Source organism: Microbacterium sp. NPDC056057 (assembly GCF_042266945.1).
GTDB lineage: Bacteria > Actinomycetota > Actinomycetes > Actinomycetales > Microbacteriaceae > Microbacterium > Microbacterium trichothecenolyticum_C.
Genome location: NZ_JBHJWS010000001.1, coordinates 1,623,674 through 1,647,576 on the forward strand (window position 1 = coordinate 1,623,674; position 23,903 = coordinate 1,647,576).

The following is a 23,903-nucleotide window of genomic DNA, read 5'->3' on the forward strand; positions in this document are numbered from 1 at the left end:
CGCCCATGCCGGAGCGGGTGGAACTGTGGTGGGCGAGGCGCCAGTTCTCGAAGGGTGTCGACGTGCCGTATCCGGTGGGAACCTACCGAATGCAGTGGGCGGCCTATCCCGCGCTCATCCGGCAGTATCACCCCGATCTGAACGCCGGCATCACCCTCACCCAGGTGCCGCCTGCCGCAGATGTGCTGTTGCTGTGGCAGTGCGAGGCGGGGCACACGTTCGCCGCGACTCCGTCGGAGCAGCGCGAGCGGCCCGGCCGCGAGAGGCGCCGGTCGGCCTGGTGTCCGGACTGCTCCGCGCTGGCCAGCCCGCCTCGCATCGTCGCCCGGGCGCCCGGCGCGGAACGCGCATCGCGTCGCAAGCCTCCGCGCACGCTGTGCGCCAAGACGCCGGATCTTCCGGTGGGGGAGCCGTTCGTGAGCGTGTGCGCGCCGAAGCCGGCGTCGGCGGTCGAAGCGCGGATGCGTGCGGATGTCTTCGCAATGCTGGCCGTCACGCCGGGCTTCACCGCGATCCGGACGCCGCGGCCCTTCTTCGATCACCTCGAGGTGTGGCCCGACATCCTCCTGCCGGAGCTCCGGATCGCGCTCGAGTACGACACCGTCGGCAAGCACGGGCTCGAGCACGTCGGCAAGCGGGAGGAGGCCGACCGGCGCAAGGACCGGGCCGTGCGCGCCGCGGGGTGGGAGATGGTCCGCGTGCGCACCGGCAAGCTGGAGCCGCTCGGTCCGCACGACATCGTGATGTCGGCGTGGACCACGCGAAGCGGGCCGGTCCTCCTCGATGCGCTGCGCGGCATCCGAGGTGAGCTCTTCGTCGATGCCTACCTGAAGTGAGTCCGCGCGTGCGGCGCGCGGGTGTCGGAGGTCGTCGTTACGGTGGTGGGCGGAGGGGACATGAAGACGAAGAGACTCGCCCGCGCCGCATCGCGTCTGCCGCGCCGGGGCCACGTTCTGGTGACCGTGTCGGTGGTCGACGAGAACGGGTTCACGTCCCAGTACGAGACCGTCGAGGTGCCCGTCGGGGCCCTGCGCGACGGCGTCGCCGCGATCCATCTCGCCGCGGTGGATGCTGCGGCTGAGGCCGACAGCCGCAGCGCGTAGCCCGAACGCATCCACTGTTGCGCAGGTGCTTCTCGCGTCCTAGAATCGAACATAGATTCGATGAAGGAGGAGCATCATGCGGATGGTGGCACGTGAGGATGTTCAGGTGTGGTGCGAGCATGGGCGGCCGGTGCGGCTCGTCGTCGACCATGAGCGGTGGCGCATCATCGACACTCCGACCCGCAGCGACGGCGGCCGGCTCTTCCAGAGCTGGCGGTTCACGGCGCGCAGCGACGTCGACCACCGCACGCGCGTGATGGACGTCGAAGAGGTCGACGGTCACTGGATGCTCGTGGCCGCATGGGAGTGAGCACAGCCACCCCGCGGCGCGTCAGGCTGCCGAAAGCGCGAAGATCCGGCGAACTTCACTCATCGGCCTGAGTCAACCCCCTTGAAACCTGAATCGTGCGTCAGGTAACGTCCCGCAGGGCGGTTCCCCCCGAGCCGCCACCGCGCTCTACAAGGAGGTACCAGCGCATGGCATCACCCCAGACAACCCAGGTCTCGATGAAGCAATCGAGTCTGCGCCGCGTCGTCACAGCATCGATGGCGGGCACCGTCGTCGAGTGGTACGAGTTCTTCCTCTACGCCACGGCGGCGACGCTCGTGTTCAACAAGATCATGTTCCCGCCGTCGGACGACCCGTATGCGCCGATCATCGCGGCGTTCGTCACGTACGCCGTCGGGTTCATCGCACGGCCGCTCGGCGGGATCGTGTTCGGGCACTTCGGCGACAAGTACGGGCGCAAGAAGCTGCTCCAGTTCGCGATCATCCTCGTCGGCGTCGCGACGTTCCTGATGGGATGCCTCCCGACGTTCGACATGATCGGCTACTGGGCGCCCGCTCTCCTGGTCGCACTGCGTTTCGCGCAGGGCTTCGCGGTAGGCGGCGAATGGGGCGGCGCGGTCCTGCTCGTCGCGGAGCACTCGCCCGACAAGACGCGCGGGTTCTGGGCGTCGTGGCCGCAGGCCGCCGTGCCGATCGGAAACCTGGTGGCGACCGTCGTCCTGCTGGTGCTCAGCCGTACGCTCACCGAGGAGCAGTTCCTCGCATGGGGCTGGCGCATCGGCTTCTGGCTGTCGGTCGTCATCGTCGCCATCGGCTACTACGTCCGCACCCGCGTCACCGACGCGCCGATCTTCCTCGAGGTGCAGAAGGAGGTCGAGCAGTCCAAGGCGCTGCGCTTCGGTGTGCTCGAGGTCGTCAAGCGCTACCCGCGCGGCGTGCTCACGGCGATGGGCCTCCGCTTCGCGGAGAACATCATGTACTACCTCGTCGTGACCTTCTCGATCACGTACCTGGCGGTGGCGCTCAAGGTCGACACGGCTGAGATCCTCGGTCTCCTGGTCATCGCGCACATCGTGCACATGATCGTCATCCCGCTCATCGGCGGGCTGACCGACAGGATCGGCCGCAAGCCCGTCTACCTCATCGGCACGCTCGGCGCGGCGGCTTGGGGTTTCGTCGCGTTCCCGATGTTCGACACACGCAACCCGGTGATCATCGTCGCCGCGATCTGCCTCGGCCTGTTCATCCACGCCTTCATGTACGCGCCGCAGCCCGCGATCATGTCGGAGATGTTCCCGACGCGCATGCGGTACTCCGGCGTCTCGCTGGGCTACCAGGTGACGTCGATCGTCGCCGGCTCGCTGGCGCCGATCATCGCGACCGCGCTCCTGGCCAGCACCGGCTCGTACATCCCGGTCGCCGTCTATCTCGCGATCGCCGCCGCGATCACGCTCATCGCGGTCATCTCGATGCGCGAGACGAAGGGGGCGTCGCTGCACGAACTCGACCGTCTCGACGAGGAGAAGCTCGCCGCCGAGAAGGAGTCGGTCGGCGCGTGAAACCCACCCGGACCGCCTCGCCACGCTGTGGCGGGGCGGTCCGCCGTTCCCGCCGGCGGGGCGGCGAGTCGTGCGTCGCTACGCGCCCTGCGGGCTGCGGCGCATGCCCGGCACGGTCTGCGGGCGCAGCACCATCGCGGTCGTGATCCCGAGGAGCACGATGCCGATCGACTCGACGATCACGGTCTGGGGCACGAGGGTGAAGTCCCAGGTCTCGTGGATGCCGAACAGTCCCACGGTGAGGGCGAGGAAGAGGGCCCCGAGCGTGGCGATGAGGAACAGCAGGCTCAGCACGGTCACGAGCTGCAGGAGCCGACCGCGCAGGAGCAGCATCCCCGCCGCCAGGACGAGCCCGGCCACGGCGTTCAGGATGAACATCACCCCCAGCAGGCCTCCGACGCCGTTCAGAGCAAGATAGAGATGGATGCCGCCCGTGGCGAGGAGGGCGATCGCGCTGAGGATGCGCATGGTCCAGAGCGCCCGCCCGCTGGTTTCGGTCATGGTCCTACCTGCTCTCTTCCGGAGGCGAGGTCGACGCCTTCTCGAGGGAAACGAGCGGGGCGCCGGCGAGGTTCAAACGCACGAGCCAGAGCACATCGCGTCCGAAGGACTCGAGGATCAGCAGCAGCGCCGCGACCGCGACGAGGATGTTCAGCGCGGGCGGCAGCAGTTGCGACGCGACGAGGGCGAGAGCGACGCCGCACGCGGCCGTGACGACCTTTCGCCAGTACCGCGGCGGCAGCGTGTGGTTCATCCACGGCAGCGCGAACCCCGCGACCACGAACGCGTACCTGAGCAGGCCGATCGTGAGCACCCACCAGCCCACGTATCGCACGTCGTACACGCACAGCACCAGCAGCAGGAACGCGTCGACCTCCATGTCGAAGCGCGCACCCAGTTCGCTCTCGCTGCGGGTGCGGCGCGCCACGTAGCCGTCGACGCCGTCGAGGGCGAGCGCCACGGCGACGAGCGCGACGAGCAGAGCCGTCGGCACCGCGCCCGCGAAGGAGGCCACCACCAGGGCGGTCACGAGTCCCACGAGCATGGACCGCGTCGCGGTGACCGCGTTCGCCGGGCCGAAGCGCTCGACCCCACCTCGACGGATACCCCTCATCAGGAGCGCCGTCGACACGATGAGATATCCGACGCCCGCGGCCCACGCCGCCGCGGGCAGCCGAACAGTCGTCCCGATCGCCGCCAAGCCGGCGATTCCGGCCGCGACCCACCACCAGGGCACCCACTGAACTTTTCCCATGCGCGCTCCGTGTACTCCTCATGGCGGTCACGGGGAACACGACACAGGGACCCGCTGAGGTTCACCGCGAGTTTCCGGATGCCGCGACCGCCTGGTGGACGGTCGGCGCCGGGCGGGGGGAGTTCCGACGCGAGCCGCTGCCCGACGTGGTCGACGGCGAGGCGTCGGTGCGCACCCTCTTCACCGGCGTCAGCCGCGGCACGGAGGCCCTCGTCGCCCGGGGCGAGGTACCCGCGTCGGAGCACGAGCGCATGCGCGCCCCCTTCCAGGCGGGCGACTTCCCCTTTCCGGTGAAGTACGGGTACCTCAACGTCGGAACTGTCGAACACGGGCCCGCCTCACTTCGAGGCCGTACCGTGTTCTCGCTGTTCCCGCACCAGTCGCACTTCGTGGTTCCCGCGGAGGCGCTCCATCCGGTGCCGGACGCCGTCCCACCGCGCCGGGCGGTGCTCGCCGGCGCGGTGGAGACCGCGGTCAACGTGCTGTGGGATGCCGCCCCCCTCGTCGGCGACCGGGTGGTCGTCGTCGGCGCGGGCATGATCGGGTGCGCGATCGCTCGCGTGGCGCGCAGCATCCCGGGTTCCGAGGTCACCCTCGTCGACGTCGACCCGGCGCGCGCGGCGACCGCCGCGGCGCTCGACGTCGGCTTCGCGCTCGCGACGGAGGAGATCCCACCCGCCGATGTCGTGATCGAGGCGAGCGGCGCCGGCGCCGGCCTGCAGCTGGCGCTCGGCCTCGCGCCCACCGACGGCGAGGTGATCGTCGCCAGCTGGTTCGGCAGCCGCCCGGTCTCGTTGGAGCTCGGTGCCGACTTCCACTCCCGCCGCATCGCCCTCCGGCCGAGTCAGGTCGGTGAGGTCGCCGCACGCCGGAGAGGTTCCCGCACGACGCGCAACCGCCTTGCGCTGGCGCTGGGACTTCTGGAGGATCCTGTGTTCGACGAGCTTCTGGCGGGCGCCTCGACGTGGCGGCAGCTGCCCGAGGTCACCGCCGCGCTCGCCGACGGCACCGCCGGCGAGCTGTGCCACACGATCGATTGGACTGCCGAATGAGCTTCAGCGTCACCGTCCGCGACCACATCATGATCGCGCACAGCCTGCGTGGCGACGTCTTCGGCCCCGCGCAGCAGCTGCACGGCGCGACCTTCCTCGTCGACGCGACGTTCCGCGCCGACGAGCTCGACGCGCACGGCGTCGTCGTCGACATCGGACGCGCGAGCGAGGTGCTCCGCGACATCGTGGGTGCGCTGACCTACCGCAACCTCGACGATGAGCCCGACCTGCAGGGGATGAACACCACGACCGAGCGGCTGTGCCAGATCATCGGCGATCGCCTGACCGCACGAGTGAAGAACGGTGGAGTCGGCGAGGCGAACCTGAGCGGGATCGTCGTGACGCTGCACGAATCGCACGTCGCGTGGGCCTCCTACGAGGTTTCGCTGTGACGGATGCCCCGTCCCTCCGTTTCGTCGTCCCCGCCGGGGTCGACGACCCCCGGCGAGTGAGTGGCGGCAACGTCTACGACCGGCACATCCGAGACGGTCTCCGTCACCGCGGCTGGGACGTCGACGTGCGTGAGGCGGCAGACGCGGGGGGCGCAGCATCCGTGCTCCGTGACGCGCCCGACGGATCGCGGGTCCTGGTCGACGGACTCGTGGCGGGATGGGCGCCGGCCGCGGTGGAGGAGGCGGCGGGGCGGCTGCGACTGACGGTTCTCGCCCACATGGTGACGGCGGCCTTCGCGGACGCCACGGATGCCGCGATCGACGCCGAACGGCGGGCCTTCGCGTCTGCGCACGACGTGATCGTCACGAGTGACTGGACGGCGGACGAACTCGCGCGACGTGGGCTGGCGAACCCGGATCGCACCGTGGTCGCCGTTCCGGGAGCCCGCCCGGCAGAGCCGTCGACGTCGGCCGCCGAGGGTGAGCTGCTGTGCATCGGCGTGATCGCCCCGCACAAGGGGCAGGACACCTTGCTGGCCGCGCTCGCCCGAGTGGCCGCCGGCGACTGGAGCTGCACGATCGTCGGCTCGACCGAGGTCTTCCCTGAGTTCGCAGCGACGATCGCGCGACAGGCGTCCGCCCTCGGTGGCAGAGTGCGGCTCGCCGGGGTGCTCGACGGCCCCGCCCTCGCCGACGAGTACCGGCGTTGCGCACTGCTGATCGCCCCGTCCCGCGTCGAAAGCTCCGGCATGGCGATCGCCGATGCGCGAGCACGGGGGATCCCCGTGCTCGCCGCCGAGACCGGAGGCATCCCCGACGCGCTCGCCGGCGGGGGAGGACTGCTCGTCCGTGCCGGAGACCCGGCCGCCCTCGCCGAGGCGCTGGACGCGTGGCTCTCGGACCCCTCCCTGCGGGCGCGCCTGCGCCGAGAGGCGCTCGCCGCGCGCGCGACCCTGCCGACGTGGCGCGACACCGTGAGCCGCGTGGCGGAGGCACTGGAGGCGGCATGACCACGATCTCGACAGCGACGGCCGGGTGGCTCGCTCTGCGGGCGTCCGCCGACGACGACGCTCGCTCGGTCGACCTCGCCCACGATCTGGCGCGGCTGATCGTGCCCGGCTCGGAGTCTGCGCCGGTCGTGCTGCACGACCTCGGCGCGGGTACCGGTTCGATGACGCGGTGGCTCGCTCCGCGGCTGCCGGGGCCTCAGCGGTGGGTGCTCCGCGACGGCGACGCCGACATCGTGGAGCATCTCGACCTGCGCACCGTCGTCGACGAGGTGGGCCGCCCCATCGCTGCGGACGTGGTCGTCGAGCATCTGGCCTCGCTGCCGATCGACGCCTTTCACCGTGCGGCGGCGGTGACGGCATCCGCTCTCCTCGATGTGCTCACCGCGGCCGAGGCCGCCCATGTCGTCTCCGCCTGCGTCGCCGCGCGTACTCCGGCGCTGTTCAGTCTCTCCGTGACCGGCTCTGCGCGGCTTCGTCCCGCCGAGCGGCCGGACGAGGTCGAGCGCGCCATCGAGTCCGCCTTCAACGACCACCAGCGTCGGGACGCGTCGGGGCGACGGATGCTGGGACCCGACGCGGTGGCCGTGGTCGCGGGCCTCTTCGCCGACGCCGGCTGGAACGTCCGCACAGCGGTGACCCCCTGGCGCCTCGCGCATCGCGACACGGCGCTCATCGGCGAATGGCTGGACGGCTGGATCGGCGCCGCGGTCGAGCAGCGTCCCGAACTCGCGCCCGACGCCGGCGCGTATCGCGAGCGCCGGCTGGCGCAGGCCGCGGTCGGGCGGCTGCGCGTGACCGTCTCCCACCAGGATCTGCTGGCATGGCCGGGCTGAGCAGGATCCCCCCGCGTGTGCGGTCGTGGCTCCGGATCGCGGCGGCGCTGGCCGTCGTCGCCGGCACGATCGCCGTCGTCGGCGTCGGACCGTTCCTGCACGGGCTGGCGTCGATCTCGCCGGCCACGATCCTCGTCGCGGTGGCGCTCGCCGCCGTCGCCACGGCGGCCGCCGCGTGGCGCTGGCGCATCGTCTCGGCGGGCTTCGGGCTGCCGCTCCCGTGGAGCGAGGCCTTCACCTCGTATTACCGGTCCCAGTTCCTGAACACCGTCCTGCCCGGGGGAGTCGTGGGTGACGTCCACCGCGCCTACGTCCACGGACAGCACCACGACCGCGTCGACCTCGCCGCCCGGGCCGTCGCGGCGGAACGCGTGGCCGGGCAGCTCGTCCAGGTCGTGCTCACGCTCGCGATCCTGCTGCCGCTGGGGCTGGCGTCGCCGCTGGCACCGCTCGCGTGGATCAGCGGTGCGATCGTCCTGCTCGCGATCGCCTTCGTGGGAGTGGTCGCCGCGACCCGACGCGGTCGCACCGCCCTGCGGAGGGAGTACCGGATGCTGCGCCCGGTCCTGACGCGGCCGGCCGCGCTGTTCGCGATCGCGGCCGCATCGATCGTCGTGGTCGCGGCGCACGCCACCACCTTCGTGGTCGCGGGGATCGCGGCGGGGGTCCACGCCGGCGCGGACGAGCTCGCCGTCGTGGCGCTGATCGTGCTCGGCGCGGCCGCGATCCCCGTCAACGTCGGCGGCTGGGGGCCGCGCGAGGCTGTCGCCGCCTCGGCATTCGCGCTCGCGGGGCTCGGCGCGGGCGCCGGCGTCGCCGTGTCGACCGCGTTCGGCGTGCTCACCGTTGTCGCCGTCCTGCCGGGCGCGCTCGCGCTGGTCGCCGACCGCTTCCGATCGGTGCCCGCGAGGAGCATCATCGGGAAGAGGAGATCCGCATGAGCGAGCGCCCGTACGTCACCCTCAGCTGCGCGATGTCGATCGACGGATATCTCGACAGTGCGGAGCCCCACCGGCTCGCGATGTCGAACGCCGCCGATCTCGACCGCGTCGACGACGTGCGCGCTCTTCACGACGCGATCATGGTCGGCGCATCGACCGTGCGACGTGACAACCCCCGCCTGCTGGTGCGGGATGCCGCGCGCCGCGCGCGACGGCGGGCTGCGGGGCGTCAGGAGTCCCCGGCGAAGGTGACGGTCACCGCGAGCGGGGACCTGTCGGCCGACGCCGCGTTCTTCACGACGGGCGAGGGGCCCCGCATCGTCTACTGCCCGCGCGAGCGCGCGGCGGAGCTCTCCGCGCGGCTCGGCCATCGTGCAGTCGTGGTGGGGATCGGCGACGAGTGCGTCACGATGGACGCCCTGCTCGACGACCTCGGCGCCCACCACGGGGTACGCAGCCTCATGGTCGAGGGCGGCGGCACGGTGCTGACCCAGTTCCTCGGTGCCGACCTCGTCGATGAGCTGCACCTGGTGGTCGCACCGTTTTTCGTCGGCGAGACCGGAGCTCCGCGGGTGGTCGGACCCGCCGCCTATCCCTGGACGGCCTCGCGTCGCGCGCACCTGGCAGACACGCGTCAGATCGGCGACGTCGTCCTGCTGCGCTACGCGCTGTCCGACCGCTTCGGCATGCTCGATTCAGATCCGCAGCCGACGGGAGCGGGACGCGTCGCCGTCGAACACCCGTGAGCACGATGTCCGGCCCGCAGGTCGCCCCGGTCTGGCGCAGACGGCTCGCGCTCGGCGGCGCGATCGCCGCCCTGGTCGTGCTTCCCCTCATCCCGGGTGCCCTCGCGACCGGGGCGGTCGTCGACCTCGTCCGCATCCCGGTCGAATCGATCGTGGTGCTGCTCGTGCTGGCGCTGATTCCGTGGCGGATGCTGCGCCGCGCCGTCGCGACGGCCTTCGGGGCGTTCGTGGCCGTCGCCGTCCTGCTCGCGAGCATCGATCGCGGGTACGAGGCGGCCCTCGGCATCCATTTCGTTCCGCTCGACTGGCTGCAGCTGGGCGACGCGTACGGCGTCGTCGCGTCGGCGATCGGGCCAGGGCCGGCCAGCGCGGTGTTCACCGCGGCCGTCGCCCTGATCGTCGCCGTGGGGTTCGCCGCGGGCTGGGCTGCGCTCCGCGTCGACGCCGCGCTGCGACGTCGAGGCGATCGCGGGCGCACCGTGCTCGCCGCCGTCACGGCGGCCTGGATCGTGATGGCGGCGGTGGCGCCACCCCTGCGGATCCAGGATCCGGTCGCGGCTGCGGCATCCGCCACGTCCGTCGGCTCTGCGGTATCGCGCACCCTGTCGGCGCTCGAGACCAGGGCCCGGGTCTCGAGCGACGTCGCCGACGATCCGTTCGCCGCGGTTCCGGCGCCGGAGCTGCTGACCGCACTGCAGGGCAAGGACGTGCTGTTCGTGTTCGTCGAGAGCTACGGGCGCGTCGCGCTCGAGGGCGACGGCATCTCGGACGGGGTGAACGGTGTCCTGCGCCGTGGCGACGAGACGCTCCGATCCGACGGGTACGCGACGCGGAGCGCCTGGCTGACGTCGCCCACGTACGGCGGGGTGAGCTGGCTGGCGCACTCGACGCTGCAGACGGGGGTGTGGGTCGACTCCCAGGCGGTGTACGACCTCGTGGTGCGGACCGACCGGCTCACGCTCAGCGCGGCGTTCGGCCGCGCGGGCTGGTACACCGTGAGCGACGTCCCGTCGAACCGGCATCCGTGGGACGTCGGGACGTCGTTCTACCACTACGACACGCTGCTCGACGCGACGAACGTCGGCTACCGCGGCCCTTCGTTCGGATACGCGCGCATCCCCGACCAGTACACGCTCAAGCACTTCGCCGACCAGGTGCTCGCGCCTTCGGACCGGCCCGTCATGGCGGAGCTCGACCTGGTCTCGTCCCACACGCCGTGGGCGCCGCTGCCCGAGCTCGTGCCGTGGGGCGAGGTGGGAGACGGATCGATCTACGACGACCAGCCCGCGCGGAGCCAGCAGGCCGGCGAGGTCTGGAAGGACCCGAAGACGGTTCAGCGCTACTACGGGAAGTCGGTCGAGTACACACTCGGGTCGATGCTGTCCTTCCTCGAGAACGTCGACGATCCGAACCTGGTCGTGGTCATGCTCGGCGACCACCAGCCGGCCGCGATCGTGAGCGGCGAGGGTGCCAGTCGTGACGTGCCGATCAGCATCATCGCGAAGGACCCGGCGGTCTTCGACGCGATCGCCGACTGGAACTGGAGTGCCGGGCTGCGCCCGTCGGACGCGTCGCCGGTGTGGCGGATGGACGCCTTCCGCGACCGCTTCTTCACGGCATACGGCTCTGCCGGGTGACGCCCCTGTCCGCGTGCCCCGCCCGCTGGCAGGATGACGGCATGACGTTCACCCTGCGCGTGCCCGAGCCGCGCGACGCAGCCGAGATCGCCGCGCTCCACGTGGCGACGTGGCGAGAGACGTATACCCATCTCCTGCCCGCCGGCTTCTTCGACGACGAGTTCGTGCACGGGCGACAGAGCATGTGGACCCGCATCCTCGGCAACCCTCGCGACGAATGGCGCGTCTGGGTCGCCGAGAGCGAGGGTCGCATCATCGGCTTCGCGACCTCGGGACCGGGCCTGGAGTTCGACGGGGCGCCGCCGCCCTGCGAGCGCCAGCTGTACATGCTCTACGTCGCGGCCGCGGATCACGGCGGAGGAGCAGGGCAGGCGCTGCTCGACGCGGTGCTCGACGAGGGGCCCGACGTCCTGTGGGTGGCGAAGGAGAACCCCCGCGCGATCGCCTTCTACCGGCGCAACGGGTTCGACTTCGACGGCGCCGAGCAGACCGACCCGATGGTGCCGTCGATCATCGACGTGCGCATGCTGAGGTGACCTGCGGGTACGGGACCTCAGCCTGAGAAGTCCGAGTCGTCGGTCCAGGCGGCGATGTCGACGCCGTGGTTGTCGGGCGAGGTGAGGGTCCACCACTCCGGCGCGTGGGAGTCGTCGGCCATCCGCCCGCCGGCCGCCAGCGCCGCCGCGACGCGCGCCTCGACCTGGTCGCGCGGCACGGAGATGTCGATGTGCGTGCGCCCACGGCCCGGCTTGGGCGGCTCCAGAGGATGGAACCACACGTGCGGGTTGCGGCGCAGCGGGTCGATCGCGTCCTCGCCGCCCAGAGGGTCGTAGCCGAGCGCCGCGCTCCAGAACGGCCGGACGTGGGCATCGGGTCCCTGGGCCACGGCGATGCCGACGACGGTGAGCACCGACGGATCGGCCTCGAGCCCGAGCTCGCGGGCGGCGCGGGACACGGACGCCGCGAGGTCGGCATCCGTCCGGCTCAGCGCTCCGTCGCGACGGCTGAAGGTCTTGACGAAGACGCCCTCGGGGCGGAGGTCGATGTCGGGATAGTGGTCGAGACCCTCGGCGATGGCGGCGACCTCGGCGACGAGGCGCGCGCCGTGGGAGAGCGATTCAGCGCGGAAGAAGGCATGAGCGCCCCAGTACAGGACGCGCCAGTCCGCCACACCCTCGGACGAGTGGAACGCGACCGGGCTGATCGTCTCGAGCTCCGGGGCGATCGTGCCGTCGCCGAGCGGCGGCTGCGCGAGGATGATGCGGGCCAGCTGGTGCGGACGCGTCAGCTGCGGCCAGTGCCCCGTCGGCAGGTCGACGTAGGTCACGTCGCGCAGGCGTGCGAACTCCCGCACCGGCGGTGCGCCCGCGTCGATCCAGCTCTGCAGGTCGGCGACCGTGTACTCGGTCGCGATCGCCGTGACGGGGATGTCGAGGCGGCGGTCGTCGCCGAGGCGCTGGATGCCGGTGACGACGCCGGCGGGCGAGGGGATCGCGTACGTGCGGAACGCGGTCTTGCCGCCGTCGCCGAGGTCGCGCAGATCGGCGTCGTCGAACTCGCTCCACGGCGGCAGCGGGAGCTCGCCGCCCTCCGTCGCGAACCCGTCGAGCAGCGGATCGCCGTCGGCCGTCGGGAAGCCTCCGATGAGGATGAGCCGCGCGACACGGTCGGGGCGGGCGTCGGCCGCCGCATACACGATGCCCGCGCCCGCCGAGTGTCCGACGAGGACGACCCGCTCGCCGGGCGCCTCGTCGATGGCGGCCACGACCGCCGCGACATGGTCGGCGAGGGTGATCGCCGAGCGGTCGGCGTCGGCCGATCCCATGCCGGGGAGGGTCAGCGGCACGGGCCGGTGCCCTTCACGCTCGAGAGCCGGTGCCACCTCGTACCACGCCCACCCGCCCATCCACAGGCCGGCGACCAGGATGATGTCCATTCGTGCTCCTCGCGACTCCAGGGTGATGTCAGTGTCGCGCGCTCCGCCGACATCCGCCACGATTCGGCGCGAAGGGGAATACCACGATTGCGGGGTGGATTGAAGTTGATACCCCTAGGGGGTATAACGGACGTACTTCGACGAGGAGATCACCGTGACCGATCCGCATCGCGACCATGACCACTCGGGGCACGACCACGCGGGACCTGAGCACACCCACCACGATCACGCGGCTCCTCGGGCCATGAGCGCGACCGCCACGACGGAGCCGACCCACGCGGCGCGCGCCGGTCACGCGGGTCACGCGGCGCACGCCGATCACATGGGTCACGGCGGGCACGCCGGCCACGGCGCGGACCACGTCGCGCGCTTCCGCCGGCTGTTCTGGATCAACCTCGCGCTCGCGGTGCCCGTGGTCGCGTTCTCGGGCATGTTCGCGATGGTGCTCGGCTACACGCTGCCCGACGCCCCGTGGGTCCGCTGGATCTCGCCGCTCGGCGGCACCGTCATGTACTTCTGGGGCGGCTGGCCCTTCCTGTCGGGCGCGGTGTCGGAGCTGCGCTCCCGCAAGCCCGGCATGATGCTCCTCATTGGCCTCGCGATCACGGTCGCGTTCTTCGCGTCGTGGGGCGCGAGCCTCGGACTGCTGCACCATGAGCTCGAGTTCTGGTGGGAGCTGGCCCTCCTCGTCGTGATCATGCTGCTCGGCCACTGGATCGAGATGCGCTCCCTCGCCCGGACGACGTCGGCGCTGGACTCCCTCGCAGCGCTCCTCCCCGACGAGGCCGAGCGCGTGGAGGGCGACCGCATCGTCACCGTGGCACCGTCCGAGCTGCGGCTCGGCGACGTCGTGGTGGTGCGACCTGGCGGCAGCGTTCCCGCCGACGGCCGGATCGTCGACGGCGGCGCCGACATGGACGAGTCGATGGTCACGGGCGAGTCCCGGCCCGTCGCCCGCGGCGTCGGCGACCATGTGACCGCCGGCACGGTCGCCACCGACTCGGGACTGCGGGTCGAGGTGACCGCGACCGGCGACGACACCACGCTCGCCGGCATCCAGCGGCTCGTCGCCGAAGCGCAGAGCTCGACGTCGCGCGCACAGCGCCTGGCCGACCGTGCGGCCGGCTGGCTGTTCTGGTTCGCCCTCGGCGCCGCGGCGCTGACCGCGATCGTGTGGACCGCGTTCGGTCTTCCCGACGAGGCGGTCGTGCGCACCATCACCGTGCTCGTCATCGCCTGCCCCCACGCACTCGGCCTGGCGATCCCGCTCGTGGTCTCGATCGCCACGGAACGTGCCGCGCGCGGCGGCGTGCTGATCAAGGACCGCCTGGCGCTCGAGAGCATGCGCACGATCGGCGCGGTGTTGTTCGACAAGACGGGCACCCTCACGAAGGGCGAGCCGACCGTGGTCGACGTCGCGGCGGTCGCCGGCATCGACGCCGACGGCGTGCTCGCGCTCGCCGCGGCGGCCGAGGCCGACAGCGAGCACCCGCTGGCGAAGGCGATCGTGCGCGCCGCACAGGAACGAGGCCTCGCGGTCGACTCCGCCTCCGGCTTCCAGTCGTCGCCGGCGGTCGGTGTGACCGCGACCGTCGACGGGCGAGTCGTGCGGGTGGGCGGCCCGCGCCTCCTCGATGAGATCGGGGGCGCCGACATCGCGGCCGCGGGCGCGTGGCGCGACCAGGGCTCGATCGTGCTGCACGTCGTGCGCGACGGCTGCGTCGTCGGAGGCCTCGCGCTCGCCGACGAGATCCGCCCCGAGTCGCGCGAGGCCGTCGACGCGCTGCACCGGCTGGGCGTCGAGGTCGTCATGATCACGGGCGACGCCGAACCCGTCGCACGGTCCGTCGCCGAGGCGCTCGGCATCCGCCGCGTGTTCGCCGGCGTGCGCCCGCAGGACAAGGAGCGGAAGGTCGCGGAACTGCAGAGCGAGGGCCTCAAGGTCGCGATGGTGGGCGACGGCGTCAACGACGCTCCCGCACTCGCGCGGGCCGACGTCGGCATCGCGATCGGCGCCGGCACCGACGTCGCGATCGGGTCGGCGGGAGTCATCCTGGCGTCGAGCGATCCGCGCTCGGTGCTGTCGGTGATCGAGCTGTCGCGTGCGAGCTACCGCAAGATGACGCAGAACCTCTGGTGGGCCGCGGGCTACAACCTCATCTCGGTCCCGCTCGCGGCCGGCGTCCTCGCCCCGATCGGCTTCGTCCTGCCGATGTCGGTGGGCGCGATCCTGATGTCGCTTTCGACGGTCGTCGTGGCGCTCAACGCGCAGCTGCTGCGCCGCCTCGACCTCACCCCCGAACGGAGCGCCCGCGCCGTCCTCGACCGCTGATTCCGCGAACCGGATGCTGCGCCCCGGCGCCGGGGGGCAACATCCGTCGTCCGTCTCCTGAGAGGTCGCGGGGATAGGGTTTGAGGATGACGACGACTCCTCCCGGCTGGTACGACGACGGTCATGGCGCGATGCGCTGGTGGGACGGCACGCAGTGGACGGAGCACGTCGCTCAGCCCGACCCGGAGGCGTCGCCGGCCCCGACCGAGGCCGAGATCGTCGCCGGGGCCGAGGCGTTAGAGCCGGGCGAACCGGAGCTGTTCGCGACGGAGCCCGCTTCCCCGGCGGCGCCGCCGTACCCGGTGCAGGAAGGGTACGCTCCGGTCGAGGGGTATCCGCAGGGCGTGTACCCCGGAACGCCCGAGGGCATCGTTCCTGCCGGCGGCGGATTCGCCGCGGCCACCGAGCCGCGAAGCACCTCGAAGCTCTGGATCGTGTGGGTGGTGCTCGGCGTGGTGCTGCTCGGCATCGTGATCGCCGCAGCCGTCGTGATCCCGCTGCTGCTCCTCTCGGCGTCGACCGCGAACAGCGCCGGTCAGTCCGATGACGAGCGCGCCGCCGTCGCGACGGTGGGCCTGTACGACGACGCCTGGCAGGAGGGCGACTGCGACTCGTTCGCCGCCGCCACATCGGAGAACTTCCGCGACACCGTCGGGCTGCTGGACTGCGCCACGTTCGAATCCCAGGCGTCCGCGTTCGACGAGAACTTCGACGACTACGAGATCAAGGTCACCGATGTGGAGACCGTCGGCGACCAGGTCGCGGTGACGACGAACGAGACGTACACCGCGCTCATCGACGAAGACGGCCAGCCGACCGACCCCGCGCCCGGCGCCACGGTGTACCACTACACGCTCGTGCAGGCGGACGGCGAGTGGGTCATCGACGACCTGTCGTACGAATGACCCCGCCCGAGACGACGCGCCCTCTCCACGACGCTCGGTTCTTCCTCACCTGCATCGGCATCGGCCTGCTCGCAGGGCTGCTGTCGGGCCTGTTCGGCGTGGGCGGCGGCACGGTCATCGTGCCGTTCCTGGTGCTGTTCCTCCGCTTCGACCAGCGGCTCGCCGCAGGCACATCGCTCGCCGCGATCGTGCCCACCGCGACGGTGGGCGTCATCTCGTACGCCGTGCACGGCTCGGTCGCCTGGATCCCCGCGCTGCTGCTGGCGGCGGGTGCGGTGTTCGGCGCCCAGATCGGCACGTGGCTGCTCCCGCGGCTCTCGCTCACGGTGCTGCGGTGGGCGTTCGTCGGCTTCCTCGCCGCCGTGATCGTCAGCCTCTTCATCGTGATCCCGTCCCGCGATGCCGAGTTCTCCCTCACCTGGCTGAGCGGAGTCCTGCTCGTCGTGCTGGGTGTGGTGACCGGCATCCTGTCGGGGCTGATCGGCGTCGGCGGCGGGATCATCGTGGTTCCGGCGCTCATGGTGCTGTTCGGCACGAGCGACCTCGTGGCCAAGGGCACGTCGCTGCTCATGATGATCCCGACGGCCGTCTCGGGCACGGTCGGCAACATCCGGAGGCGCAACGTCGACCTCGTCGCGGCGGCGATCGTCGGGCTGGCGGCGTGCACCACGACGGCGCTCGGCGCGTGGGCGGCGACGCTCATCGATCCCTTCGTCGGCAACATGCTCTTCGCCGCGTACCTCGTGATCATCGCGGTGCAGATGGGCCTGCGGGCCTGGCGCGGGCGCCCTCGCCCGGAGGCCGGCCCGGCGGGGTCGGGGGATGCTGCTCGGTAGGATGGCCTGGTGCCAGTGAACCCCGAGCTCGTCGGCCGCGACTTCCCGCCGACGACCCCCTACCTCGTGGGTCGCGAGAAGGTGCGCGAGTTCGCGCGCGCCGTCTTCGCCGATGACCCGCAGCACACCGACCTCACCGCCGCGCAGGCGCTCGGCTACGCCGACGTCGTCGCGCCGCCGACCTTCGCGATCGTCGTGACCGACGCGACGCTCCAGCAGCTGCTGGGAGAGCCCGACTCGGGCATCGTCCTCAAGAACGTGCTGCACGCCGAGCAGAAGTTCCGCTACTCCCGGCCGATCGTGGCGGGCGACGAGCTCACCGCGAAGCTGTCGGTCACCGGCCTGCGTGCCATGGGCGCTGCCGCGATGGTGACGAGCGAGTCCGAGATCACGGATGCCGCGGGCGACCACGTCGTCACCACGACGACCGTCCTGCTCGTGGGGGAGGGCGACCAGTGAGCTCGCTTCAGAACCTGACCGTCGGCGACGTCGTCGCCGAGCGGACCGTGCACCTCACGCGCGAGTCGCTCGTGCGCTACGCCGGCGCCTCCGGGGACTTCAACCCCATCCACTACCGCGACGACGTCGCCTCCGCGGTGGGCCTGCCGGGCGTGCTCGCCCACGGCATGCTCACGATGGGCCTCGCCGTCGGCACGATCGAGTCGTGGGTCGGCGACACCGGCCGCATCATCGAGTACGGCGTGCGCTTCACCAAGCCCGTCGTCGTCGACCCCGAGACCGGAGCAGACGTGACCGTCGTGGCGAAGGTCGGCGCGGTCGACGACGAGTCCGCCCGCATCGACCTGACCGTGTCGTTCGAGGGTGCCACCGTGCTCGTCAAGGCGCAGGTGCGCGTCCGGACCGCCTGACGCATGCCCGACGTCACCCCCATCCCGCTCGCGCGGCTCACGACGCTGCGCACCGGCGGTCTGCCTGCGCGCATGATCGACGCCCACACCACCGATGAGCTCGTCGACGCCCTGCGCGACGTCTGGGCCTCCGGCGACGAGTGGCTCGTGCTCGGCGGCGGGTCGAACCTCTTCGTCGGCGACGAGCCTTTCGACGGCACCGTCGTGCGCGTGCTCACGAAGGGCATCGAACGGATGCCGTCACCCCTGCCCGGACGCGTGCGGCTCACGGTGCAGGCGGGCCACGACTGGGACGACCTCGTCGGCTTCGCGGTCGCCGAAGGGCTCGGCGGCATCGAGGCGATGTCGGGGATCCCCGGAACCGTCGGCGCCGCCCCCGTGCAGAACATCGGTGCGTACGGCCAGGAGATCGTGCAGACCCTCAGTGAGGTCGAGCTGCTCGACGAGTCGACCGGCGAGGTGTCGACCGTTCCCGCCGCCGAGCTGGGCCTGGGCTTCCGGACCTCCGTCCTCAAGCACCACTACGGCTCGGTGCCCGCGCGGCGCGCGGTGATCCTCTCGGTGACGCTCGACCTCCCCGACATCGGCCAGGGCGCCCGTCGCATCGCCGGCGATCAGCTCCGTACAGCGCTGCGCCTCGGTCCCGACGACGAGACGACTCTCGCGTGGGTGCGTGAGCGCATCCTAGAGACCCGGCGCACCAAGGGCATGGTGCTCGACGCCGACGACCCCGACACGTACAGCGCCGGGTCGTTCTTCCAGAACGCGGTGGTGTCGGCATCCTTCGCCCGCACGCTCCCCGAGGGGTGCCCTCGCTGGCCGGTGCATCCCGACCTCGACCCGGTGCTCGTCATCCCGCTCGCGAACTTCGACGGCCATGTTCCCGCTCCCACGACGGTCGAGTCCGACGTCAAGGTGAGCGCCGGCTGGCTCATCGAGCACGCCGGCGTGCGCAAGGGCTTCAAGCTGCCGCGCTCACGCGCCGGCCTGTCGACGAAGCACGCCCTGGCGCTCACGAACCGGGGCCATGCGACCGCCGCCGAACTCGCCGAGCTGGCCCGGTTCATCCAGGGCCGCGTGCAGTCCGAGTTCGGCCTGATCCTGCAGCCCGAGCCCGTCCTGGTGAACGTCGAGCTCTGACCCCGGGTCGCCCTCCCCGCCGCGCCATCCCCCCTCGCGCGCTCGCGCGCTCAGCCAAACTCGAGTCGCCAAGACACGCCGAGTGGGTCGTCGCTTCCTCGGCGTGTTCTGGCTACGGGCCACCCGTGCGACCAGGTCCCCGACGGCCGAGTGCGCTCGTGCGCACGGGCGCGCGCGCTCCACCGGCGACTCGCGGCATCGTCGGTCGCCAAGACACTCCGGCTCGTTGATCACCACTCCGGCGTGTTGTGGCGACTCGTCGGCGAAGGCGGACCGTGACGTGAGGAGCGCCAGAGGGGATGAGGGGCGACGGTCAATCGGCGAGATGACGCCGGATGCGCGCGATCACGACGCTCGGGTCGTCGAAGTCGCGCGCGGTCACGACCGTCACGCGATAGCCGAGAGACTCGAGCTCAGCGCGCCGCATCTGGTCCCGGCTCCACCGACCCGGCGTGACATGGTGTTCGCCGTCGTACTCGACCACGACTCGCTCGGCGCGGTACAACATGTCGACACGCGCGATGAAGCGTCCGCGGTGGTAGATCTCGACGTTCGTCTCGGGCATGGGAAGTCCGGCCAGCACGAGTATCGTGCGCAGCTCGGACTCCCGCGGCGACTCCGACCCAGGCGAGCAGAGGGAAAGGGCCTGCGCGCGGGCGCGGGCCCCACTGCCTCGTCCCGCCCGGCTATGCGCCTGCTCGAGCCGCTCCAGCGAGACGACGGGTCGGCGGCGCGAGATGAGATGGTCGGTGACCGCCACGAAGCGAGGCAGGGAGACCGACGTGGCGAGGTCGACCCACGTCCGAGCGGGTGACGTCGCTGGAAGGCCGGTCTTCTCGCACAGGTCGTCGGGGCCGACCTTGAGTGCGCGCCCGGCGACGCCGGCCCGTCGGACCCGGTTGGAGGGAAGCGCAACCCCGATCGTCGGCTGCTCGATGGCTTGCCATTCGAGGGCCAAGGGCAGCGGCATCCCGTGAAGGAATGCGGCCGTCGGTCCGCAGGCGAAGGCGTGCGTCGGAAGTACCGCGAACAGCAGCGCGAGGCGTTCCAGCTCTGAGAGCGAGCGCTGGGCGCGCGCCCCGTGGAAGGGCTTGGCGAGCCGCTTTGCCTGTAGCCGACCGGAAGAGACACCGAGGCCTCTCGCGCGACGCACGGTGAATGCGTTGCCCAGCTCGGGTGGAAGCTCGCGGCTCATGCAGTCAGATTGACGCGCTCGCTGTCCCATATTCGGCCTGCTCCGGGAAGTCCGTGCAGAGCTCTTCCTTCTCCCCGGTTGTGGAGGAGAGCCCCGTCGCGCGCCCGTCCCCAGTCTGGGGCTCGCGAGTCGCCAGAACACGCCGAAGGAAGGGCGGACCGCACGGCGTGTTGTGGCGACTCGCGGGGCGGCGGGCCTGGCTGGCGAGCGCCGGGCCGGGTGGGAGGGGCGGAAGCGGGAGGGGCGGGCGGACATAAAGGGAAGCGGATGCCTCGTGCCCGAGGCATCCGCGTTCCGGAAAAGGGTGTTACGACGCGAAGAGGCGCTGCATGCGCTGCACGCCCTCGAGGAGGGCGTCGTCGCCGAGGGCGTACGAGAGGCGCAGGTAGCCGGAGGGGCCGAAGGCCTCGCCCGGAACCACGGCGACCTCGGCCTTCTCGAGGATGAGGTCGGCCAGCTCGAGGGAGGTCGTCGGCGTGACACCGGCCCACTCGCGACCGAGGAGTCCGCGCACGTCGGGGTAGACGTAGAAGGCGCCGAGCGGCGTCGGCACCTCGACGCCGTCGATCTTCGACAGCTCGGCGACGATCAGCTTGCGGCGGCGGTCGAAGGCCTGACGCATCTGCTCGACCTCGTCCTGCGGGCCGGAGAGCGCCGCCAGCGCCGCGCGCTGCGCGATGTTGTTGACGTTCGAGCACAGGTGCGACTGCAGGTTGCCGGCGATCTTGATGGCGTCCTTCGGGCCGACCATCCACCCCAGGCGCCAGCCGGTCATCGCGTAGGTCTTCGCGACGCCGTTCACGAGGATCGTCTGGCCCGCGGCCTCCGGAACCGCCTCGACGATCGACACGGCGCGCGTGCCTTCGTAGACGAGGTTCTGGTAGATCTCGTCCGAGATGATCCAGATGCCGTGCTCGACGGCCCAGCGGCCGATCGCCTCGGTCTCCTCGAGCGTGTACACCGAGCCGGTCGGGTTCGACGGCGACACGAACACGAGCGCCGTGGTCTTCTCGGTACGGGCGGCCTCGAGCTGCTCGACGGTCACCTTGTAGTCCTGGTCGGCACCGGCGAAGACCTCGACCGGGATGCCGTCGGCCAGGGCGATCGCCTCGGGATACGTCGTCCAGTACGGGGCCGGCAGCAGCACCTCGTCGCCGGGGTTCACGACGGTCTGGAATGCCTGGTACACGGCCTGCTTGCCGCCGTTGGTGACGATGACCTGCGACGGGTCGACCTCGAGGCCCGAGTCGCGCAGGGTCTTCGCGGCGATCGCCTCGCGCAGCACCGGGAGTCCGGCGGCGGGGGTGTAGCGGAAGTTGGCGGGGTTGTGCAGGGCCTCGGCGGCCGCGTCGACGATGAACTGCGGCGTCGCGAAATCGGGCTCGCCCGCCGCGTACGAGATGACCGGACGACCGGCGGCCTGGAGCGCCTTCGCCTTGGCATCGACCTTCAGGGTCGCGGACTCGGCGATGGCGGAGAGCTTGCGGGAGAGCGGAGCGCGTTCTGTCACGGTTCGAGCGTAGTCCGCGCGGCGGGAGGCTTCAGCGCCGATTGCGGACGGGTGGCCTGCTCGTGTGCGGGATGCGCGCGCGATCCGACGGATCGTCCGATGGGTAAGCGCTCTTCCGGATCGGCCCGGCGACGCGGTACCCTGTGCGTCGTGGACGCCTGGATCTGGGGAGCCGTCGTGCTCGCCATCGTGCTCGTCATCGCCGGTGGGATCGCCTGGTGGCTCGCGCGCGGGTGCGTGCTGACCATCATCGGCGCAACGGGCGCCATCCTCGGCGGCCTCGTCGCCCTGATCAGCCTCGTGCTGCTGCTCGACCCCGACGTCGGTCTGCGCGTCGCGTTCATCGTCACGGTCGGCTCGGGGGTGTGGCTGCTCGCGTGGGCTCTGGCGGGAGGCATCCGCGGTCAGCGCATGCTCCGTGCCGAACAGAAGGCGGACGCCGAGGCCCGCGCCGTTCCCGTCCCGGTGATGGTCGCCTCGCGGCACTGATCCGGTTCACACCGCGACTGCACGCGGTGGACTGTGGCATCCACCGAATGGGGGATGCCGTCTCCTGCGGATGACCGCTGGGCGCAGCATCCGTCATCCGCGACGCTGGAAGCATGCAGACACAAGCGGTGCGGGTGCGGAACCTGCGCAAGACGTACGGTGACCGCGCGGTCGTCGACGGGGTGTCGTTCGAGATCGAGCGCGGCGAGACCTTCGCCCTGCTCGGGCCGAACGGCGCCGGCAAGTCGACGACCGTCGAGATCCTCGAGGGGTACCGGCGCCGCACGGGCGGCGACGTCGAGGTGCTCGGCGTCGACCCGGCCACGGGCGGGCTCGACCTCAAGGCCCGGCTCGGCATCGTGCTCCAGTCGACCGGCCAGTCCGGCCTCGTCACCGTCCGCGAGCAGCTGCGGCAGTTCGCAGGCTTCTACCCGGACCCGCGCGATGTCGACGAGGTGATCGCGGCCGTCGGCCTCGAGTCGCAGGCCAAGACGCGCATCTCGAAGCTCTCGGGCGGGCAGCAGCGCCGCGTCGACGTGGCCCTCGGCATCATCGGTCGCCCGGAACTGCTCTTCCTCGACGAGCCCACGACGGGCTTCGACCCGCACGCCCGTCGCGAGTTCTGGGAGCTCATCCGCCGGCTGCAGGCCGAAGGCACGACGATCGTGCTGACCACGCACTACCTCGATGAGGCGGCGCAGCTCGCCGACCGGGTCGCGGTGATCGCGGACGGGCGGCTGCGCGCGATCGGACCCGTCGCGGGGTTCGGCGGCGAGGCCGCCCGCGTTCCGATCGTGCGATGGGTGGAGGACGGGATGCTGCGGCACGAGCGCTCCGAGGACCCCTTCGCGTTCGCGACCGCCCTGGCGGCGCGGCTGGGCGCGGCGCCCGCCGAGCTCGAGATCGTGCGGCCGAGCCTCGAGGACGTCTACCTCGAGATGGTCGGCGACACCACCGCGGATGCCGCCGCGGGTGCGGCCGTCGAGAAGAAGGGAGCGGTGCGATGAGCGCCACCGTCGAGAAGACCCGCGCCGCGGGCGTCCGTCCGCGTCGCACACGCCGCAACGTCCTGAGCGTGGGCGTCTGGCGCACACGGTTCGAGCTGATGCAGTACTTCCGCTCGGGCGACACGCTGTTCTTCACGTTCCTCTTCCCGGTCTTCATGCTGGGGCTGTTCAGCGTCGCGTTCGGCTCGGACGGCGACGTGCAGATCGCCCCCGGCGTGCCGCCGATCTCGATGGCCGAGCTGTATCTCCCCGGCATGATCGCCGCGGGCCTGCTGCTCTCGGGGTTCCAGAATCTGGCCATGGACATCGCGATCGAGCGGTCCGATGGCATGCTCAAGCGCCTCGGCGGCACGCCGCTGTCGCCGGTGAGCTACTTCATCGGCAAGATCGGTCAGGTGCTGGTCACCGGAGTGCTCCAGTCCGCCCTGCTGCTGGTGTTCGCGTCCACCGTGCTCGGGGTCGAGCTGCCCACGGAGCCTGCGCGCTGGGCGACGTTCGCGTGGGTGTTCGTGCTCGGCATCACGACGTCGGCCCTGCTCGGCGTCGCGCTGTCGTCCGTGCCGCGCACCGCGAAGAGTGCGACCGCCGTGGTCGTGCCCATCGCCCTCGCACTGCAGTTCATCTCCGGCGTGTACCTCACGTTCTCGCAGCTGCCGGAGTGGCTGCAGAACGTCGCGGGCCTCTTCCCGCTCAAGTGGATGGCGCAGGGCATGCGTGCGGTGTTCCTGCCCGAGGAGTACGCGACGCTCGAGCAGAACGGCGAGTGGAACCTCGCCGGGGTCGCGATCGCCCTCGGCATCTGGCTGATCGTGGGTCTGGTGCTCTCGCGGATCACCTTCCGCTGGATCCGGCGCGACGCGTAGCCTG

Annotated in this window: 26 protein-coding genes; 21 read left to right on the top strand and 5 right to left on the bottom strand. The window is 71.4% G+C overall.

Annotated features, from left to right (window positions below; genetic code table 11):
- Positions 1–5: 5 nt before the first annotated feature.
- The 4 genes from ACFC1K_RS06805 (at position 6) to ACFC1K_RS06820 (ending at position 2,951) form a co-directional block, all read left to right on the top strand.
- On the top strand, positions 6–836 hold the full coding sequence (locus ACFC1K_RS06805; protein ID WP_375870977.1) for a zinc-ribbon domain-containing protein: 831 nt from the start codon (positions 6–8) through the stop codon (positions 834–836).
- A gap of 60 nt (positions 837–896) precedes the next feature.
- The gene (locus ACFC1K_RS06810; protein WP_310285199.1) at positions 897–1,103 is read left to right on the top strand and encodes a hypothetical protein; all 207 of its coding nucleotides are present in this window, start codon (positions 897–899) and stop codon (positions 1,101–1,103) included.
- 76 nt (positions 1,104–1,179) lie between these two features.
- Positions 1,180–1,413: a hypothetical protein gene (locus ACFC1K_RS06815; protein ID WP_045300447.1), complete on the top strand. Its 234-nt coding sequence runs from the start codon at positions 1,180–1,182 to the stop codon at positions 1,411–1,413.
- A 167-nt stretch (positions 1,414–1,580) separates the two neighbouring features.
- Positions 1,581–2,951, top strand: a complete 1,371-nt coding sequence (locus ACFC1K_RS06820; RefSeq protein WP_375870978.1) for an MFS transporter — start codon at positions 1,581–1,583, stop codon at positions 2,949–2,951.
- A 78-nt stretch (positions 2,952–3,029) separates the two neighbouring features.
- On the opposite strand, the gene ACFC1K_RS06825 is transcribed toward ACFC1K_RS06820, so the two are convergent.
- Together ACFC1K_RS06825 and ACFC1K_RS06830 are read right to left on the bottom strand one after the other, a co-directional pair.
- A complete protein-coding gene (locus ACFC1K_RS06825; RefSeq protein ID WP_310285196.1) occupies positions 3,030–3,452 on the bottom strand; it encodes a hypothetical protein in 423 nt (140 codons plus the stop codon).
- Between the two features lie 4 nt (positions 3,453–3,456).
- Positions 3,457–4,206: a CDP-alcohol phosphatidyltransferase family protein gene (locus ACFC1K_RS06830; protein WP_310285195.1), complete on the bottom strand. Its 750-nt coding sequence runs from the start codon at positions 4,204–4,206 to the stop codon at positions 3,457–3,459.
- A 20-nt stretch (positions 4,207–4,226) separates the two neighbouring features.
- Here ACFC1K_RS06830 and ACFC1K_RS06835 point away from each other — a divergent pair, with 20 nt between their 5' ends.
- The 8 genes from ACFC1K_RS06835 to ACFC1K_RS06870 are packed head-to-tail and all read left to right on the top strand — an operon-like array spanning position 4,227 to position 11,353.
- Positions 4,227–5,258 (top strand): zinc-binding alcohol dehydrogenase, encoded by a 1,032-nt coding sequence (locus tag ACFC1K_RS06835; protein ID WP_310285193.1) that lies wholly within the window; start codon positions 4,227–4,229, stop codon positions 5,256–5,258.
- A complete protein-coding gene (locus ACFC1K_RS06840) occupies positions 5,255–5,650 on the top strand; it encodes a 6-pyruvoyl tetrahydropterin synthase family protein (protein WP_375870979.1) in 396 nt (131 codons plus the stop codon). The genes ACFC1K_RS06835 and ACFC1K_RS06840 overlap by 4 nt, the downstream gene beginning before the upstream one ends.
- Entirely contained in the window at positions 5,647–6,660 is a 1,014-nt protein-coding gene (locus ACFC1K_RS06845) for a glycosyltransferase family 4 protein (protein WP_375870980.1), read from the top strand. Before ACFC1K_RS06840 ends, ACFC1K_RS06845 begins: the two co-directional genes overlap by 4 nt.
- Positions 6,657–7,493, top strand: a complete 837-nt coding sequence (locus ACFC1K_RS06850) for an SAM-dependent methyltransferase (protein ID WP_375870981.1) — start codon at positions 6,657–6,659, stop codon at positions 7,491–7,493. Before ACFC1K_RS06845 ends, ACFC1K_RS06850 begins: the two co-directional genes overlap by 4 nt.
- On the top strand, positions 7,481–8,434 hold the full coding sequence (locus tag ACFC1K_RS06855; protein WP_375870982.1) for a lysylphosphatidylglycerol synthase transmembrane domain-containing protein: 954 nt from the start codon (positions 7,481–7,483) through the stop codon (positions 8,432–8,434). Before ACFC1K_RS06850 ends, ACFC1K_RS06855 begins: the two co-directional genes overlap by 13 nt.
- Positions 8,431–9,180, top strand: a complete 750-nt coding sequence (locus tag ACFC1K_RS06860; RefSeq protein WP_375870983.1) for a RibD family protein — start codon at positions 8,431–8,433, stop codon at positions 9,178–9,180. Before ACFC1K_RS06855 ends, ACFC1K_RS06860 begins: the two co-directional genes overlap by 4 nt.
- A complete protein-coding gene (locus ACFC1K_RS06865; RefSeq protein ID WP_375870984.1) occupies positions 9,177–10,817 on the top strand; it encodes a CDP-alcohol phosphatidyltransferase in 1,641 nt (546 codons plus the stop codon). The genes ACFC1K_RS06860 and ACFC1K_RS06865 overlap by 4 nt, the downstream gene beginning before the upstream one ends.
- 41 nt (positions 10,818–10,858) lie before the next feature.
- Positions 10,859–11,353, top strand: coding sequence for a GNAT family N-acetyltransferase (locus ACFC1K_RS06870; RefSeq protein WP_375870985.1), 495 nt, complete (start codon positions 10,859–10,861; stop codon positions 11,351–11,353).
- Between the two features lie 17 nt (positions 11,354–11,370).
- Here the strand turns inward: ACFC1K_RS06870 and ACFC1K_RS06875 are convergent, their stop codons facing one another.
- Positions 11,371–12,753: an alpha/beta fold hydrolase gene (locus ACFC1K_RS06875; RefSeq protein ID WP_375870986.1), complete on the bottom strand. Its 1,383-nt coding sequence runs from the start codon at positions 12,751–12,753 to the stop codon at positions 11,371–11,373.
- Positions 12,754–13,075: 322 nt separating this feature from the next.
- Between ACFC1K_RS06875 and ACFC1K_RS06880 the strand changes: the two genes are divergently transcribed.
- The 6 genes from ACFC1K_RS06880 to ACFC1K_RS06905 all read left to right on the top strand — a co-directional run bounded on the left by ACFC1K_RS06880 (position 13,076) and on the right by ACFC1K_RS06905 (position 18,835).
- On the top strand, positions 13,076–15,085 hold the full coding sequence (locus tag ACFC1K_RS06880; RefSeq protein WP_375871162.1) for a heavy metal translocating P-type ATPase: 2,010 nt from the start codon (positions 13,076–13,078) through the stop codon (positions 15,083–15,085).
- Positions 15,086–15,171: 86 nt separating this feature from the next.
- Positions 15,172–15,990, top strand: coding sequence for a DUF2510 domain-containing protein (locus ACFC1K_RS06885; protein ID WP_375870987.1), 819 nt, complete (start codon positions 15,172–15,174; stop codon positions 15,988–15,990).
- The gene (locus tag ACFC1K_RS06890; RefSeq protein WP_375870988.1) at positions 15,987–16,826 is read left to right on the top strand and encodes a sulfite exporter TauE/SafE family protein; all 840 of its coding nucleotides are present in this window, start codon (positions 15,987–15,989) and stop codon (positions 16,824–16,826) included. Before ACFC1K_RS06885 ends, ACFC1K_RS06890 begins: the two co-directional genes overlap by 4 nt.
- A 9-nt stretch (positions 16,827–16,835) precedes the next feature.
- The gene (locus tag ACFC1K_RS06895) at positions 16,836–17,285 is read left to right on the top strand and encodes a MaoC family dehydratase N-terminal domain-containing protein (RefSeq protein ID WP_310285175.1); all 450 of its coding nucleotides are present in this window, start codon (positions 16,836–16,838) and stop codon (positions 17,283–17,285) included.
- The gene (locus ACFC1K_RS06900) at positions 17,282–17,695 is read left to right on the top strand and encodes a MaoC/PaaZ C-terminal domain-containing protein (RefSeq protein WP_310285173.1); all 414 of its coding nucleotides are present in this window, start codon (positions 17,282–17,284) and stop codon (positions 17,693–17,695) included. Before ACFC1K_RS06895 ends, ACFC1K_RS06900 begins: the two co-directional genes overlap by 4 nt.
- Before the next feature lie 3 nt (positions 17,696–17,698).
- Positions 17,699–18,835 (top strand): UDP-N-acetylmuramate dehydrogenase, encoded by a 1,137-nt coding sequence (locus ACFC1K_RS06905; RefSeq protein ID WP_375870989.1) that lies wholly within the window; start codon positions 17,699–17,701, stop codon positions 18,833–18,835.
- 313 nt (positions 18,836–19,148) lie between these two features.
- Here ACFC1K_RS06905 and ACFC1K_RS06910 read toward each other — a convergent pair whose 3' ends face one another.
- A complete protein-coding gene (locus ACFC1K_RS06910; RefSeq protein WP_375870990.1) occupies positions 19,149–20,030 on the bottom strand; it encodes an endonuclease domain-containing protein in 882 nt (293 codons plus the stop codon).
- Between the two features lie 307 nt (positions 20,031–20,337).
- The gene (locus ACFC1K_RS06915) at positions 20,338–21,540 is read right to left on the bottom strand and encodes a pyridoxal phosphate-dependent aminotransferase (RefSeq protein ID WP_310285169.1); all 1,203 of its coding nucleotides are present in this window, start codon (positions 21,538–21,540) and stop codon (positions 20,338–20,340) included.
- Positions 21,541–21,690: 150 nt separating this feature from the next.
- Between ACFC1K_RS06915 and ACFC1K_RS06920 the strand changes: the two genes are divergently transcribed.
- From ACFC1K_RS06920 to ACFC1K_RS06930, 3 genes are all read left to right on the top strand, one after another.
- Entirely contained in the window at positions 21,691–22,029 is a 339-nt protein-coding gene (locus ACFC1K_RS06920; RefSeq protein ID WP_375870991.1) for a hypothetical protein, read from the top strand.
- Positions 22,030–22,142: 113 nt separating this feature from the next.
- Entirely contained in the window at positions 22,143–23,036 is an 894-nt protein-coding gene (locus tag ACFC1K_RS06925; RefSeq protein WP_310285165.1) for an ABC transporter ATP-binding protein, read from the top strand.
- Positions 23,033–23,899, top strand: a complete 867-nt coding sequence (locus tag ACFC1K_RS06930; RefSeq protein ID WP_310285164.1) for an ABC transporter permease — start codon at positions 23,033–23,035, stop codon at positions 23,897–23,899. The genes ACFC1K_RS06925 and ACFC1K_RS06930 overlap by 4 nt, the downstream gene beginning before the upstream one ends.
- Positions 23,900–23,903 lie beyond the last annotated feature (4 nt).